15 protein-coding genes are annotated in these 14,841 nt (G+C 67.5%); 3 read left to right on the forward strand and 12 right to left on the reverse strand.

Features of this window, described 5'->3' with window-relative positions; genetic code table 11:
* Positions 1-38: 38 nt before the first annotated feature.
* From ACIQCM_RS05695 to ACIQCM_RS05710, 4 genes are all read right to left on the reverse strand, one after another.
* The gene (locus ACIQCM_RS05695; RefSeq protein ID WP_400604625.1) at positions 39-980 is read right to left on the reverse strand and encodes an ABC transporter permease; all 942 of its coding nucleotides are present in this window, start codon (positions 978-980) and stop codon (positions 39-41) included.
* Entirely contained in the window at positions 970-1,695 is a 726-nt protein-coding gene (locus ACIQCM_RS05700) for an ABC transporter ATP-binding protein (protein WP_400604627.1), read from the reverse strand. Before ACIQCM_RS05700 ends, ACIQCM_RS05695 begins: the two co-directional genes overlap by 11 nt.
* 30 nt (positions 1,696-1,725) lie before the next feature.
* Positions 1,726-2,853 carry an ABC transporter substrate-binding protein gene (locus tag ACIQCM_RS05705; RefSeq protein ID WP_400605431.1) on the reverse strand — a complete coding sequence of 376 codons (1,128 nt, stop codon included), beginning with the start codon at positions 2,851-2,853 and terminating at the stop codon, positions 1,726-1,728.
* Positions 2,854-2,953: 100 nt separating this feature from the next.
* Positions 2,954-4,120, reverse strand: a complete 1,167-nt coding sequence (locus ACIQCM_RS05710; protein WP_400604629.1) for an RtcB family protein — start codon at positions 4,118-4,120, stop codon at positions 2,954-2,956.
* Positions 4,121-4,182: 62 nt separating this feature from the next.
* On the opposite strand from ACIQCM_RS05710, the gene ACIQCM_RS05715 reads away from it, so the two are divergent.
* Positions 4,183-4,623, forward strand: coding sequence for an SRPBCC family protein (locus ACIQCM_RS05715; RefSeq protein WP_400604631.1), 441 nt, complete (start codon positions 4,183-4,185; stop codon positions 4,621-4,623).
* Between the two features lie 68 nt (positions 4,624-4,691).
* Here the strand turns inward: ACIQCM_RS05715 and ACIQCM_RS05720 are convergent, their stop codons facing one another.
* From ACIQCM_RS05720 to ACIQCM_RS05740, 5 genes are all read right to left on the reverse strand, one after another.
* Entirely contained in the window at positions 4,692-6,095 is a 1,404-nt protein-coding gene (locus ACIQCM_RS05720) for a sulfate adenylyltransferase subunit 1 (protein ID WP_400604633.1), read from the reverse strand.
* A complete protein-coding gene (gene cysD / locus ACIQCM_RS05725) occupies positions 6,095-7,042 on the reverse strand; it encodes a sulfate adenylyltransferase subunit CysD (RefSeq protein WP_400604635.1) in 948 nt (315 codons plus the stop codon). Before cysD ends, ACIQCM_RS05720 begins: the two co-directional genes overlap by 1 nt.
* Positions 7,039-7,824, reverse strand: a complete 786-nt coding sequence (locus ACIQCM_RS05730) for a phosphoadenylyl-sulfate reductase (RefSeq protein WP_400604637.1) — start codon at positions 7,822-7,824, stop codon at positions 7,039-7,041. The genes cysD and ACIQCM_RS05730 overlap by 4 nt, the downstream gene beginning before the upstream one ends.
* On the reverse strand, positions 7,821-9,566 hold the full coding sequence (locus ACIQCM_RS05735; RefSeq protein WP_400604639.1) for a nitrite/sulfite reductase: 1,746 nt from the start codon (positions 9,564-9,566) through the stop codon (positions 7,821-7,823). The genes ACIQCM_RS05730 and ACIQCM_RS05735 overlap by 4 nt, the downstream gene beginning before the upstream one ends.
* Before the next feature lie 74 nt (positions 9,567-9,640).
* The gene (locus ACIQCM_RS05740; RefSeq protein ID WP_400604641.1) at positions 9,641-10,390 is read right to left on the reverse strand and encodes a sirohydrochlorin chelatase; all 750 of its coding nucleotides are present in this window, start codon (positions 10,388-10,390) and stop codon (positions 9,641-9,643) included.
* 61 nt (positions 10,391-10,451) lie between these two features.
* Between ACIQCM_RS05740 and ACIQCM_RS05745 the strand changes: the two genes are divergently transcribed.
* Both ACIQCM_RS05745 and ACIQCM_RS05750 read left to right on the forward strand, forming a co-directional pair.
* Positions 10,452-11,120 carry a trimeric intracellular cation channel family protein gene (locus ACIQCM_RS05745; protein WP_400604643.1) on the forward strand — a complete coding sequence of 223 codons (669 nt, stop codon included), beginning with the start codon at positions 10,452-10,454 and terminating at the stop codon, positions 11,118-11,120.
* 13 nt (positions 11,121-11,133) lie between these two features.
* Positions 11,134-11,559 (forward strand): hypothetical protein, encoded by a 426-nt coding sequence (locus ACIQCM_RS05750; RefSeq protein ID WP_400604645.1) that lies wholly within the window; start codon positions 11,134-11,136, stop codon positions 11,557-11,559.
* Between the two features lie 180 nt (positions 11,560-11,739).
* Here the strand turns inward: ACIQCM_RS05750 and ACIQCM_RS05755 are convergent, their stop codons facing one another.
* The 3 genes from ACIQCM_RS05755 to ACIQCM_RS05765 all read right to left on the reverse strand — a co-directional run bounded on the left by ACIQCM_RS05755 (position 11,740) and on the right by ACIQCM_RS05765 (position 14,838).
* A complete protein-coding gene (locus tag ACIQCM_RS05755) occupies positions 11,740-12,012 on the reverse strand; it encodes a type IV toxin-antitoxin system AbiEi family antitoxin domain-containing protein (protein WP_400604647.1) in 273 nt (90 codons plus the stop codon).
* 397 nt (positions 12,013-12,409) lie between these two features.
* Positions 12,410-13,510 carry a polyprenyl synthetase family protein gene (locus ACIQCM_RS05760; protein WP_400604649.1) on the reverse strand — a complete coding sequence of 367 codons (1,101 nt, stop codon included), beginning with the start codon at positions 13,508-13,510 and terminating at the stop codon, positions 12,410-12,412.
* Positions 13,507-14,838: a geranylgeranyl reductase family protein gene (locus ACIQCM_RS05765; RefSeq protein ID WP_400604651.1), complete on the reverse strand. Its 1,332-nt coding sequence runs from the start codon at positions 14,836-14,838 to the stop codon at positions 13,507-13,509. The genes ACIQCM_RS05760 and ACIQCM_RS05765 overlap by 4 nt, the downstream gene beginning before the upstream one ends.
* Between the last annotated feature and the right edge of the window lie 3 nt (positions 14,839-14,841).

The following is a 14,841-nucleotide window of genomic DNA, read 5'->3' on the forward strand; positions in this document are numbered from 1 at the left end:
CCCGGGGACGCCAGAGAAGTGCGGTTCCCTCGCCCGGCTCAGCGCGTACTGCCGGCCAGGAGGCCGCGGCGGCGCAGGAGACGCTTCTCGATCGGGCCGAACACCAGCAGTTCGATCAGGATCCCGACGCCGAGGATCAGCAGAATCGCAGCCATCACTATGGTCATGTCTGAGAGGTCGCGGCCCTGGTCCAGCAGGGAGCCCAGTCCGAAACCGATGGTCCCGCCCACCGCGATGATTTCGGCGGCCATCAGCGAGCGCCAGGAGAAGGCCCAGCCTTGCTTGAGCCCGCCCAGGTAGCCGGGAAGTGCGGCCGGCAGGATGATCTGCAGCGCCATCTGCAGCCGGGACGCACCAAGGACGGTGCCAACGCGGCGGTACTGGGGCGGGATCTGGTCCACGCCGGAAATCAGCCCGTTGATGATGGACGGGATCGCACCCATGAACACCACGAAGTACACGGTGGCGTCGGTCAGGCCGAACCAGATGATCGCCGCCGGGACCCACGCCACGGACGGCAGCACCTGCAGGCCGGAAATCAGCGGCCCGAACGCCCGGCGGAGCGGCGCGACCTGGCTCAGCAGCAGCCCCACCGGCGTCGCGATGGCCACGGAAATCAGGAAGCCGACCAGCCCGCGCTCCAGCGAGGTCCACACCGCTTCCTGCAGCTTGGCGTCGCCCCAGAGCGTTCCCAGCTGCCCCAGCACGTCCAGCGGTCCGGGCACCTGATCCCGGCGCTTAAAGCCAAGGGACACATAGAACTGCCAGATGAGGACCAGCACCGCCAGCGCGGCGACCGGCAGGAGAGCACGGGACCAGTCGATCCGGTGCCTGCCCGCGGCGTCCGACTGCAGCGAATCCAAGCCGGACTCGAGCTGCCTCAGGTCCTCCTTACCGGTGGACGTGCGGGTCAACGCGGCGTGGATGTGCGGGGCGTCGGCGCGCTGCCTGTCCTCAATCGGGGTGGGGTTACTTGGCATGGCGGCGAATCTCCTCACGCAGCCGGGCCGTAATGACCCCGGTCAGCTGGCCGGCGAGCCCGGCGTCGGTACGGTGTTCCTCAGTGACGTCCCATTCCTGGACCACGCGGCCCGGGCGGGAGGACAACAGCAGCACGCGCTGTCCCAGCCGCACGGCTTCGCGGACGTTGTGGGTGACGAAGACGATGGTCCGGCCGGTTTCCTTCCAGATGCGCTCGAGTTCGTCGTGCAGCAGGTCCCGGGTGATGGCATCCAGTGCGGCGAACGGCTCGTCCATGAGCAGCAGCTGCCGGTCCTGCGCCAGCGCGCGGGCAAGGGACACGCGCTGCCGCATGCCGCCGGAAAGCTCGTGGGGGCGCTTGTCGCCGGCGGCATCCAGGTGCACCAGCTCCAGCAGCTCCTGCGCCTTGGCCTGGCGCTCCGCCTTGCCCACCCCGCGCATCTTCAGCGCCAGCTGGATGTTCTCCCGTGCCGTCAGCCACGGAAACAGCGCCGCGTCCTGGAACATGAACGCCGCCCCATCGCTGGGCACCTCCAAAGCGCCCGACGACGGCGGCTCCAGCCCCGCGATGATGTTCAGCAGGGTGGACTTGCCGCAGCCCGATGCACCAAGGAGGGCAACGAACTCACCCGGGGCAATGGTGGCGTTGACGTCATCCAGTACCGGGGCGCCGTCGCCAAAGCGCTTGCCCAGGTGTTCCAGTACGACTGGCATGGTGGGTCCTTAAGTTGGTGGAAGAGCGGGTCAGTCCTGGCCGAGGCCGGCGGCGGATATCCGTTCGGCGCCGGAGACCTGGTTGAGTGCGCGGAGGTCAAACAGGCCGTTGATGTCGGCTTCCTTGGTAGTTCCGGCCTCGACGCCGTCCCGCAGCAGGTGCTGGAAACTTCCGGCCAGCGGGTCAAGGGTGAAAGTGATGTTGGCGAGGGCGCGGTCCAGCACGTCACCGGCCAGGGCCGCCCCGGCAGCCTCCTGCAGCGCCGCATTGATAACCTGCGCTTTTTCGGCCTCCGGCGCCTTGTTCAGCCACGCCACCGACTCCGCGTGTCCGGCCAGCAGCGCCTGGATGGTGTCCGGGTGGGCGGCGGCGAACCGCTGGTTCACAATCAGCACCGTGGTGGGGAACTGGCCCGGCTTGCCTGTTCCGGTTCCGTCCCACAGGTCCTTTTCATCCACCAGGACCTTGGCTCCGGCCTGGAGCACCAGGCGGGAGGACCAAGGCTCAGGCAACCATGCGCCGTCGAGCTTTCCGTCCTGGAAAAGCTTGAGGGTCTGGGCGTTGTCCGTCGGGTTGATGACGACGTCGCCACTGCCGTCCACGTTGGTCTTGAATCCCTGTTTGGCCAGCCAGGCGCGGAGGGCGACGTCCTGGGTGCCGCCCAGCTGGGGCGTGGCCAGGGTCTTGCCGCGCAGGTCCGACGCGGAGCTGATACCGGGTTTGACCACCAGCTGCGCACCGCCCGCCGCTGCCCCGGCGATGACGCGCACGGACTCACCCTGGCTCTTGGCAAAGGAGTTGATGGCAGGGTTGGGGCCCAGGTAGGCGGCATCAATGGCGCCGGCGTTGAGGGCCTCGATGGCTGCCGGGCCGGCGTTGAAGGTCTCGGTGCTGAGCCTGGTGCTGCCCAGGGCCCCGGCGAGGTAGCCGTTCTTCACGCCGACCAGCGCCGCCGCGTGCGTCACATTGCCGAAGTAACCCAGCCGGAGCTCTGCGGCCGGACCCGAAGCGGCGGCTTCCGCCCCGCTGTTCCTGGAAAGGTTGGACGCCACTACGGCTCCTGCCACGATCAGCAGGACAAGCCCGATGGCCAGGGCAGCCTCGATGGCACGCCTGCGCCGTGGCACTGCGCTTTCGCCTGCCACGATGCGCCTCATCCCGGGCTTGGAACTAGTCATTGTTTCACCATAGGGAGTGGCCCAAACCCCATACAATGACGCGGAAACCCGGGGTCACGCGGGTTAATCTGGCGTCACATTAGTCCCCCTTGACGTTGACCAGCTGCCGGAGCGTGTGCCGCACCGTGACCAGGTCCGCGGCGTCCTGCATCACCACGTCGATGGGTTTGTACGCGGCGGGGATCTCGTCGATGAACGCCGCGGACGCCCGGAACTCGATGCCCCGCATGGCCCGCTTGAGCTCCTCAAGGGTGAAGGCTTTCCGCGCCGCGTTGCGGGAGTACTCCCGGCCCGCCCCGTGCGGCGAGGAGTTCAGGGACGCCGGGTTCCCCAGGCCCTCCACCACGTACGACGCCGTGCCCATCGATCCGGGGATAAGTCCCGGATCTCCGCGCTCGGCCTTGATCGCGCCCTTGCGTGAGACCCAGACGGACTTCCCGTAATGCGTCTCCTGCTGGGTGAAGTTGTGGTGGCAGTTGATCCGCTCCAGTTCCTCCACGGGCCCGCCCACGAAACGCGCAAACCGGGCGGTGACCCGGTCCATCATTTCCTCGCGGTTGAGCAGTGCGAAGTGTTGGGCCCAGCGGAGCTCGGCGATGTACCGGTCAAATTCAGGCGTGCCCTCCTCCAGGTGGGCCAGGTCCGGATCCGGGAGGTGCACCTTCAGCCTTGCCGCCACCTGCCGGGCCACGCGGATGTGGTGCTGGGCGATCTTGTTCCCGATGCCCCTCGAGCCCGAGTGCAGGAACAGCCACACCCGGTCGGTTTCGTCCGCGCACACCTCGATGAAGTGGTTGCCCGAGCCGAGGGACCCCAGCTGCAGGTCCCATTTTTCGACGTACCGGGCCGGATCGAACCCGGCCGCGGCGGCGCGGGACTTCAGCTCAGCAACCCGGGGCTCCGCCGTCGGAAGCACCTTCCTGTTATTGTGCCCGGCGGAGAGGGGGACAGCCCGCTCGATGTCTTCCCTGAGCGGCCGCCGGTCCGCGGGCAGGTCGGGCAGCGAGTACTGCGTCCGCACCGCGATCATGCCGCAACCGATGTCCACGCCCACCGCCGCCGGAATGATCGCGCCGAGCGTCGGAATCACGGACCCCACGGTGGCACCCTTGCCCAGGTGCGCGTCCGGCATCAGCGCCAGATGCGGGTAGATGAAGGACAGGCCGGCGGTCATCACAGCTTGCTCGCGGGTCTTCTCATCCAGGATGGACGCCCAGTTCAGCAGCTTGCCGTTGATGGTCTCCATGGTCCTCCCGCCGCCCCGGACTAACGTGGGTTCCAGACTAACCCCGCAACCAGGAGGCACCTATGGTCAATGTCCAGACCGAGACGGTCATCAACCGTCCCCGCACCGAGGTGGCGGAGTACGCAGCCAACCCGGACAACGCACCGCAGTGGTACACCAACATCCACCGCGCGCAACGGCTCACGGACGGCCCCATCGGCATCGGGTCCAGGGTCGCGTTCACGGCCAAATTCCTGGGCCGCGAGCTCAACTACACGTACGAGTTCGTGGAGTACGTCCCCGGAGAGCGGTTGGTCATGCGCACCTCGCAGGGCCCCTTCCCCATGCAGACCACCTACACGTGGACGGACGACGGCGGCGGCACCCGCATGACCCTCGGCAACAGCGGGAGCCCCTCGGGTTTCTCTCGGCTGGCGGGATTGTTCATGGCGCCGATGATCCGCCGGGAAACCCGGAAGGACCTGCGGAAGCTGAAGTCGGTCCTCGAGGGGCAATCCGCATAACCGGCCCGGCACCGCATAACAGTTGCCGGGCAACACCGGTTATGCGGGCAGTGGCCGGTTATGCGTCTTTAGATGCTGTAGCGCTCGTCCTCGTGGTCGCCGGGGTGGTCCTTGACCAGGCCGGCAGCCAGCGTGTTGCCGTCCAGCGGGTCGATCACCAGGAAGGCTCCCGTGCGGCGGTGGTGCAGGTAGTTCTCCAGCGGCAGCGGTGCGGCGAGCCGGAGCTGCGCGTTGCCGATGTCGTTCAGTTCCAGGCTGGACGCCGGCTCCAGCTGGAAGGAGGCCAGGTCCAGCTTTCCGGAGACGTTGCGGACCAGTGCCTGGACCGTGCGGGTGCCGTGCTTGACCAGCACTTTCTGGCCCTCGCGGAGCGGCTTCGGGGACAGCCAGCACAGCGCCGCGTACAGGTCTGCGGACGCTTCGCGGACGGTGCCTGCGGCAGCAATGGTGTCACCGCGGGCGACGTCGAACTCCTCCGCCAGGCGGAGGGCGACGGACTGCGGGGCGGCGGCTTCCTCCAGCGAGGAGCCGGCGAAGTCGATGCCCACCACGGTGGTGGTGCGCGGGTCCTGGCCGGGGGTCAGCACGGAGACCTTGTCCCCCACCTTGACCGAGCCCTCGGTGATCTGGCCCGCGTAGGCGCGGTAGTCGCGGTAGGCCTCGACGTCCAGGCCGGCGGCAACCGCGTCGGGAGCCAGGGCGCCCTGCGGCCGGATGACCAGCTGCACCGGGAAGCGGAAGCTCTCCAGGTGGCTTTCGAGTTCGTCCGCGGCGGGCAGGGTTTCGAGCACTTCGAGCAGCGCCGGGCCGGTGTACCAGGGGGTGCGCTCGGACCGGTCCACCACGTTGTCGCCGTCGAGGGCGGAGACGGGGATGACCAGCAGGTCGCTGATTCCGTCGGAGCCGAGGCCGAGTTCGCGGCCAACCTGCTGCACGTCCGCTTCGATGTCGCGGAACACGGACTCGCTGAAGTCCACCAGGTCGATCTTGTTCACGGCCACGATCACGTGTGCCACGCGCAGCAGCTGCAGCACGGACAGGTGCCGGCGGGTCTGCTCCAGGACGCCCTTCCGGGCGTCGATGAGGACGACGACGGCATCCGCGGTGGACGCGCCGGTCACCGTGTTCTTGGTGTACTGCACGTGCCCGGGGCAGTCGGCCAGGATGAAGCTGCGGCGGTCGGTGGCGAAGTAGCGGTAGGCCACGTCGATGGTGATGCCCTGTTCGCGCTCGGCGCGCAGGCCGTCGGTCAGCAGCGCCAGGTCAATCCCGCCCTTGTCCCCGCCGAAGCCGCGGTCCGCGGAAGTCCGGGCGACGGCATCGAGCGTGTCAGCCAGGATGGCCTTGGAATCGTGCAGGAGGCGCCCCACCAGGGTGGACTTGCCGTCGTCGACCGATCCCGCGGTGGCGAACCGGAAAAGTGTGGTGGGCAGGGCTGTCTCCAGCTCCGAAGCCAAAGTGTCGGTGCTCATTAGAAGTACCCGTCCTTCTTGCGGTCTTCCATGGCTGCCTCGGAGATGCGGTCATCTGCGCGGGTGGCGCCACGTTCGGTCAGGGTGGAGGCAGCGACTTCAACCACGATGTCGGACACGGTGTACGCGTCGGACTCCACGGCGCCGGTGCAGGACATGTCGCCCACCGTGCGGTAGCGGACGGTCTTGGTGATGACTTCCTCGTGCGGCAGCGGCTGGGACACCTCGCCCACCGCGCGCCACATGCCGTCGCGGGCGAAGACCTCGCGCTCGTGGGCGTAGTACAGGCCGGGAAGCTCGATGTTTTCGCGCTCGATGTAGCGCCAGATGTCCAGCTCGGTCCAGTTGCTGATGGGGAAGGCACGGACGTGCTGGCCTACGGTGTGGCGGCCGTTGTACAGGTTCCACAGCTCGGGGCGCTGGTTGCGCGGGTCCCACTGGCCGAACTCGTCACGGAGGCTCAGGATGCGCTCCTTGGCGCGGGCCTTGTCCTCGTCGCGGCGGCCGCCGCCGAACACGGCGTCGAACTTGTTCTGCTGGATGGCGTCCAACAGCGGGACGGTCTGCAGCGGGTTGCGGGTGCCGTCGGCGCGCTCCGCCAGTTGGCCACGGTCGATGAACTCCTGCACGGAGCCCACCACGAGCTTCAGGCCCAGGCGCTCCACGGTGCGGTCGCGGAAGTCGATGACCTCGGGGAAGTTGTGCCCGGTGTCCACGTGCAGCACGGGGAACGGGACCTTGCCCGGCCAGAACGCCTTGGTGGCCAGGTGCAGCATCACCACGGAGTCCTTGCCGCCGGAGAACAGCAGCGCGGGCTTCTCGAACTCGGCAACAACCTCGCGGATGATGTGGATGGCCTCGGATTCGAGGGTGTCCAGGCTGGAGAGGCGCGTGGAAACGGCGGCGTCAGTCACCTGGGTGGTCTCCTCGGTCAGTGAAGTGCTCATACGTGAAGTCCGCATTCTGTCTTGTTGGTTCCTGCCCAGCGGCCGGCGCGGGGATCCTCGCCGGGAGCCACCTTGCGGGTGCAGGGCTGGCATCCGATGGACGGGTAGCCCTGGGACAGGAGCGGGTTGACGGGCAGGAGGTTGTCGTCGGAGTACTGGACCAGCTGGTCGAACGTCCAGTCGGCCATCGGGTTGACCTTGACCAGGCCGTTCTTCTCATCCCAGGTCACCAGCGGCGTGTTGGTGCGGGTGGGGGCCTCGTCGCGGCGGACACCGGTGAACCACAGTTCGTACTTGGCCAGGGTGCGCTGCAGCGGGGCCACCTTGCGGAGGGCGCAGCACTGGGCGGCATCGCGGGCGAACAGGTCCTTGCCCAAGAGCCGGTCCTGCTGCTCCACGGTGTTCTCCGGGAGCACGTCCACCACATTGACGCGGAGGTTCGCGGCCACCTCGTCGCGCGTGGCGTAGGTTTCCGGGAAGTGGTAGCCGGTCTCCAGGAACAGGACGTCGACGCCGGGCATCTGGTCAGCGACGAGAGCCGGCAGGACGGCGTCGGCCATGGAGCAGGCGACGGCGACCGCCGGGAGTTCGAAGTTGCGCGCCACCCAGGCGATCACGTCTGCAGCGGGGGCGTCCCAGCCGAGCTCGGCGGCGCCGGCTTCGGCGATGGCCTTCAGTTCCTCCGCGGGGCGCTTGGGGGCTGCTGCCGCGGTGGCCTCAACCTGCGCGGCGGCTTCAGCGGTATCAACAACGGGGTCAGCCCCCAGTGCATGCTTACTCACTGGAGTGCCTCCTCGTCTGCTGCGTGGGCCCACTCGGCGAAGGTCTGACCTTCGGAGCGCTGGGCCACGAACGTGCGGACAACGCGCTCCACGTAGTCCGGCAGGTCGTCGACGTACACCTTCAGGCCGCGGACGGTCCGGCCCAGGCCGGCTTCCTCGCGGTTGTTGTTGGCCAGCCCGCCGCCCAGGTGGACCTGGAAACCCGGGGAGGGATCGCCGTCGGGCGTGGGAAGCATCATGCCCTTGAGGCCGATGTCCGCCGTCTGGATGCGGGCGCAGGAGTTGGGGCAGCCGTTGATGTGCAGGGACAGCGCCTGCGGCAGTTCACCGGACCCGGCGAGGTCCGCCAGGCGGCGCTCCAGCTCGGCAACCGCGGTGGCGGCGGTGTGCTTGGTCTCCACGATGGCCAGCTTGCAGTACTCGATGCCGGTGCAGGCGATGGTGCCGCGGCGGAAAACGGACGGGCGGGCGGACAGGCCCAGGGCGTCCAGCTCCGCCACTAGGGGCTCCACCTGGTCCTTGTCAACATCCAGGACAACGAGCTTCTGGTGCGGGGTGGTGCGCAGCCGGAAGGAACCGCGGGCCTCGAGGGTGTCCGCGAGCTTGACCAGCGCAGCGCCGGACAGGCGGCCGGCCACCGGGGTGGCGCCGATGAAGAACTTGCCGTCCTTCTGCTCGTGCACGCCCACGTGGTCGCCCGGGGTGGTGGGCTTGGGCGCGGCCGGACCGTCGGCCAGCTTGTAGCCGAGGTATTCGTCCTCCAGGATCTGGCGGAACTTCTCCGGACCCCAGTCGGCCATCAGGAACTTCAGGCGGGCCTTGGTGCGCATGCGCCGGTAGCCGTAATCACGGAAGATGCTGGTGACGCCCAGCCACACGTCGGCGGCCTGCTCCGGCTTCACGAAGGCGCCCAGGCGCTTGCCGAGCATCGGGTTGGTGGACAGCGCGCCGCCGGCCCAGAGGTCGTAGCCGACGCCCAGTTCCGGGTGGCGGACGCCCACCAGCGCGAAGTCGTTGATCTCATGGACCACGTCCTGGCTGGGGTGGCCCGTGATGGCGGACTTGTACTTGCGCGGCAGGTTGGACAGCAGCGGGTTGCCGATGAACCGCTCCCCCAGCTCCTCGATGAGCGGAGTGGGGTCGATGATCTCGTCCTTGGCGATGCCGGCCACGGGCGAGCCCAGGATGACGCGGGGAACGTCGCCGCAGGCCTCGGTGGTGGACAGGCCAACAGCCTCCAGCCGGTTCCAGATCTCGGGGATGTCCTCGACGCGGATCCAGTGCAGCTGGATGTTCTGGCGGTCGGTGAGGTCGGCGGAATCGCGGGCGAAGTCCACGGAGATCCGGCCGATGACGCGCAGCTGCTCGGTGGTGAGCGCGCCGCCGTCGATCCTCACGCGGAGCATGAAGTACTTGTCTTCCAGCTCATGCGGCTCAAGGGTTGCGGTCTTGCCGCCATCGATCCCGGGCTTGCGCTGGGTGTAGAGGCCCCACCAGCGGAAGCGGCCGTGCAGGTCCTGGCCGGGGATGGCGTCGAAGCCTTCCTTGGCGTAGATGGTCTCGATACGCTCGCGAACGTTGAGGCCGTCGTCTTCCTGTTTCCAGGTTTCGTTGGCGTTCAGGGGCGTTTTGCCGTCAACTTTCCACTGCCCGTGCGGCTTTGCAGCGGGACGGGCAGGGCGGGCGGGGCGCTTGGTGGCAGCGGAATCCGCCGACGCTCCGGCTAGAGCTGTATCAGTCATGCATCGACTGTAGGTCCCGCCGGAAAGGCGTCACAAAGGCCCGGAAACGCTAAGTCACCTAGGGAAATATTTCGTCACGAAACGCCGGAGGCGCTGGCTTCGGCGACGGCGGCGTCGTACCTTTCGAGCGCAATTTCGGCTAGTGCGGGGGACGGCAGCAGTGGCTCGGTGACCAGGTCCGCGCCGGCCTTCGCGAGCTGGTCGTGGAAGAAGCCCGGCGCCAGAAGGTAGGACGCTATGACCACCCGGCCGCCGACGTCGACCCCTCCGGCGGACTCCCCCGCCCCGGCACCCCCGGCGAGTTCCTCGCGAAGCATGGCGACGGCGTCGGGCACGGAAGGCTTGGCGGAGGCACCGTAAGCGGCGACCATCCGGTTGGACCGCAGCCGCCGCAACTGCTCCAGCAGCTCCTCGACACTGACGGCGGCGTTGGGATTGGAGGAGCCTGCGGCCGCGAGGATGATCGCGTCGTTGTCAGTAGCGCCGGCTTCCCGCAGCCGCTGGTCAAGCAGAGCGGCCAGGCGGGGATCCGGCCCCAGCGGCGCGGCGGCAGCCATGCCGGGCCGGCTCTTCACGGCGCGGGCGATGTCCACCTTCACGTGGTAGCCCACGCTGAGCAGCAAAGGCACGACGACGGCGGTCACCCCGTCGGGCAGGCCTGCCACGACATCCACCAGGTCGGGTTCCTGGACGTCCACGTAGGCTTCCCGGACGTCCAGGCCGGGGCGGAGGCCGGTGATTGCGGCGCGCAGGGCGGTGACCTCCGCGGCGCCCTCTGCGCTGGACGTCCCATGGGCACAGGCGATCATGACGGGGCTGTTCATACGGGCTAGCGTAACGTTGGAGCAGCCGCTGTCCGCCTTCTTTTAACCGCAGGGACGTTCCATGACATTCCCTTTTGACATCGCCCTGGTGTGGCTGGATCTTGCGGGCGTGTTCTTTTTCGCGGTGTCCGGCTCGCTGCTGGCCGCGCGGAAACAGTTCGATTTTGTGGGTTCCCTGCTGCTGGCTTCGCTGGTGTCCCTGGGCGGCGGCGTCATCCGGGACATCATCCTCAACTCCGTCCCGGCGGCCTTCACCAACCCCGCCTACCTGGTCCCTCCCGTCCTGGCCACGGTGCTGGTGTATTTCCTGTTCTCCAGCGTGCAGCGGTACACCTCCCTCCTGGTGCTGTTTGATGCCGGCGGGCTTGCCCTGTTCTGCATCACCGGCACCCTGAAGGCCCTGACGCTGGGCATGAACCCGTTCGCCGCGGTGCTGCTGGGCCTGACCACGGCGGTCGGCGGCGGGCTGCTGCGCGACATCACCGCCAATGAGGTGCCGCAGCTTTTCGACGCCCGCGACCTCTATGCCCTGCCGGCATTCAGCGGCGCGGCCCTTACCGCCGTCTTATGGGTGACCGGAACATTCAATGCAGCGACCGCCTGCGCCGTGGCGGCCGTTGTTTTCGCCTTCCGGGTAGTGGCCTGGCGGCGGTCCTGGTACATCCCGCTGGCGGTCCGCGGATGGCAGCGCAGCGAGGCCCGGAGCGGCGAGTGGCACACCCGCAGTTAGCTAGGATATGAGCATGACTGACATGTTCCTCGAGAAATTCCGCGCGCTTGTTCCAAAGTATCTCGAGGACGAATGGCAGCCTGAGGACGGGCTCACGCCGGAGGAGCTGGAGGCGGCCCTGGCCGATCACCAGTTCCAGATCCCGCTGGTCCTCCGCGAGTTCTACCTGGCCCTGGGCGGCTGCGAGGACCTCATGGAGGCGTACCACTACTTCTGGGACCCGGAAGAGCTCGAGGTGGACGACGAAGGCTTCCTGATGTTCCTTGAGGACGAGGAGGAGGCTTTTACCTGGGGCTTCCGCATCGGCGACCTCAGCGTTCCGGACCCCATCGTCTACCGCCGCAACAACGCCCGCGGCCAGTGGAAGTCCGAAGAAGGCACCTTCTCCGAGTTCGTCTTCGACATGTTCGAGTGGGCATTCGAGGACGAAGAAGCGTAGGGCTTCCGGGGTCGCTGCCTCCAGCGGACCCGCCGCCGGGTTTGCGTGGCTTTTAGGGGCACGCTGTGGCTCACACCCTGGATTTCTACGGAAGTGACTTTGGCGGAGCCCAAAAGTCACGCAAATGGGTCTGCCGGCCGAGATTCGCCATTCCGCCTGAGCTCAAGAACTGCCAGGACTTCAGCCACCATCATGTCTGGTGAGTGGACCAGCTTCCCGTAAAGGATGAGTCACCGGCAGCGCGAAGACACCGCGCCGGACCTTTGTCACCATGCCGTGGTTGACCGAATAACGGATGGCCGCCCGGCCGAATCCGGCACGCTCGAGCTGACCGGTCCTGGCGACTCCGCCTTGCCTCTGGAGAAAATCAGAAATTTCCACCTGCCCAGAATCGCTTGGAGGCTCCGCAGGCCCACACCAGCCGGCACTGCTATGTGGACAGCGTGGGGCCACGGGCCCAGAGTCCCCGCCCGTTCTGCGTGACTCCTGGGGGTTGAAAGTTGGCTAGGCCGCGCCGTTCCGCGGGTGTCTCTGAGGATTTCAGCCGAGAGTTACGCAGTTCCGTTTTGGGGATTAAACCGGGGGAAACCGGCCCGGCGAAACCCTGTGACAGCGATCGTAAATAAGGGCTTGCATTATGTGACAAGGTTGTCATAAGCTGTTCATGGATCCGCTAAACGCCTCCGGCGGGTCTGATGCGAACGGAGAGATAGCCCCGGTTCAACGCAACGTATGACTCGTATCGTTGCAGCGAACCGGGGCTATCGTTTTTAAGCCAAAGAGCCCGGCCCGCCCGGACAGCGTCCAGGAGGAACCGGGCTCCACAGCCAAGGAACCGGCAGCCACTGAGCTAGCTGGCGCGGTCCACCACTGCCAGCGCGAAGTTGGAGAGCGAGTCCTTGACCACACCCTCGGGCAGCGGGGCCAAGGCGGCAATCGCCTCGTTGGCCCACCGCCGCGCCTCAACCCACGAGTCAGCAGTTACAGGGTGAACGCGCAGCCCGGCCACCGCCGCGGCCAGGGCTTCATCCGAACTCAGGTCACCATCGATCAGCTTCAGAAGCTCGACGGCGGACTGGTCACCGTCGTCGGCAGCCTTCCGCAGGAGCAGCACCGGCAGCGTGGGCACGCCTTCGCGCAGGTCCGTTCCCGGCGATTTGCCGGACTTGACCTTCACGCCTGTCACATCGATGACATCGTCCGCGAGCTGGAACGCCACGCCAACCTTCTCGCCGTATTCCACCAGGACGGGCTCATAGGCGGGGTCGGCCTCGGCGAAGATAGCGCCCAACTGGCCGGACGCCGCCACCAGCGAGCCGGTCTTGTCCGCAATGACTGAAAGGTAGTGCTCCACCGGGTCCTCATCCGGGCGCGGCCCCACCGTCTCGTGCAGCTGGCCCAGGCAGAGCCGTTCGAACGTCCTCGCCTGGATGCCAAGTGCCCGCGAGCCGAGCTCGGACACCAGGATCGAAGCGCGGGCAAAGATCAGGTCGCCGGTGAGGACCGCCACGGAGTTGCCCCACACCTCGTGGGCGGTGGGGGCGCCGCGGCGGAACGGGGCGGAGTCCATCACATCGTCGTGGTACAGGGTGGCCAGGTGCGTCAGCTCCATGACGACGGCGGCCTGCACCACGGCAGGAAGGCTCGCGTCTCCCAGATGCGCGCAGAGCAGGGTCAGCAGGGGTCGGATCCGCTTGCCGCCGGCCTCCACCAGGTGCCGCGACGTTGCGTCAGCCAGGGGGTCCGAGTTGGCGATGGCCTCGCGCAGCTTCTTCTCTACGCGGGCCAGGTTGTTGGTGATGGCCGGGCCTAGTTCGGGGTCCTCCGCGATCGCCGCAAACCCGGCGGGCAGCTGCAGTCCCGTGGCGATGGCAGTGGTGTCGAGGCTGGGTTCGGTGTCCGGCAGGCCGTGCCCGGCGTGCGTCCAGCTGTGGTCTGCGGAGTTGGTCACGGGTTAACCCTAACTTTTTGTTGCGGATACCGCTGATTCGAGGCAGCCGGAGCATTGGATGTGGCGGGGACCAGCGATTCGAGGATCCTGATCATCCGGTCCTGGACTCCCCGGGCGGACGGGTCCGTCAGGTTGGCCAGCAGCCGGACCACGAAGCGCATCAGGACGGGGATCGGCATGCCCGTCTGCAGCGCGAGCTTCATGACCGCGGGCTTGGCGATCAGCGCGGCAAACACCCTGCCCAGCGTAAAGTGGCGCCCCCACTGGTCCCGCACGTAGTCCGCGTACCGGGACAGGTGCGCGTCGGCGTCGTACATTCCGCCTGCCGCATGTGTGCGGGAGGACGCATCAATGATGAACTCGGCAGCGAACCGTGCGGACTCCATCGCGTAGGAAATGCCCTCCCCGTTGAAGGGCGAGACCATGCCTCCGGCGTCTCCCAGCAGGAGCAGGCCGGGCGAGTAGTGCGGGGTGCGGTTGAATCCCATGGGCAGCGCGGCGCCGCGGATTTCGCCCACTTGGTTCTCCGGCGTGAAGCCCCATTCGGCGGGCATCGCTGCGGTCCATTCGCGCAGGACCTGTTTGTAGTCGAGCTTGCCGAATTCCTTGGAGGAGTTCAGGATGCCCAGGCCCACATTGGACGTGCCGTCGCCCACGCCGAACACCCAGCCGTAACCCGGCAGGAGCTTGCCGTCGCGGCCGGGGAGTTCCAGCCAGCCCTCCATCCAGTCATCGTCGGTGCGCGGGGATGTGAAGTAGGTGCGGACGGCCACCCCGAGGGGGCGGTCGTCCCGTTTATGCATTCCGAGGGATACAGCGGTACGGGTTGAGTTTCCGTCTGCGGCAAGGACGACGTCGGCGCTGAACTCGAGCGTCTCCCCTGTCTTGCGTCCGGACCCGTCCAGCAGCGCTGCGCGGACACCGGTGACGCGGCCGTCGTCCCCCCGCACGGCCTCGGTGACGCTGTGCCGCTCCAGGATCACAGCGCCGGCGGCCTGGGCGTGGCGCGCCAGGTCCTCATCGAAGCCCAGGCGGGTGCGGATCAGGCCGTACTGCGGGAAGTCGGACACCTCGGGCCAGGGAAGTTCAATCGTCCGGCCGCCGGCGATCAGGCGCAGGCCCCTGTTGCGGCGCCAGCCTTCACCGTCCGGGTGCGGCAGGCCGAGCTTCTGGATTTCGCGGACAGCGCGCGGAGTGAGCCCGTCCCCGCAGACCTTCTCGCGCGGGAAGCTGGTCTTCTCCAGCACCGTGACCTGAATCCCGGCCTTGGCCAGGTAGTACGCGGCGGTGGATCCGGCCGGGCCCGCCCCGACAATCAGTACCTTCACAGG

It is taken from the genome of Pseudarthrobacter sp. NPDC092439 (genome assembly GCF_044754945.1).
Classification (GTDB): Bacteria; Actinomycetota; Actinomycetes; order Actinomycetales; family Micrococcaceae; genus Arthrobacter.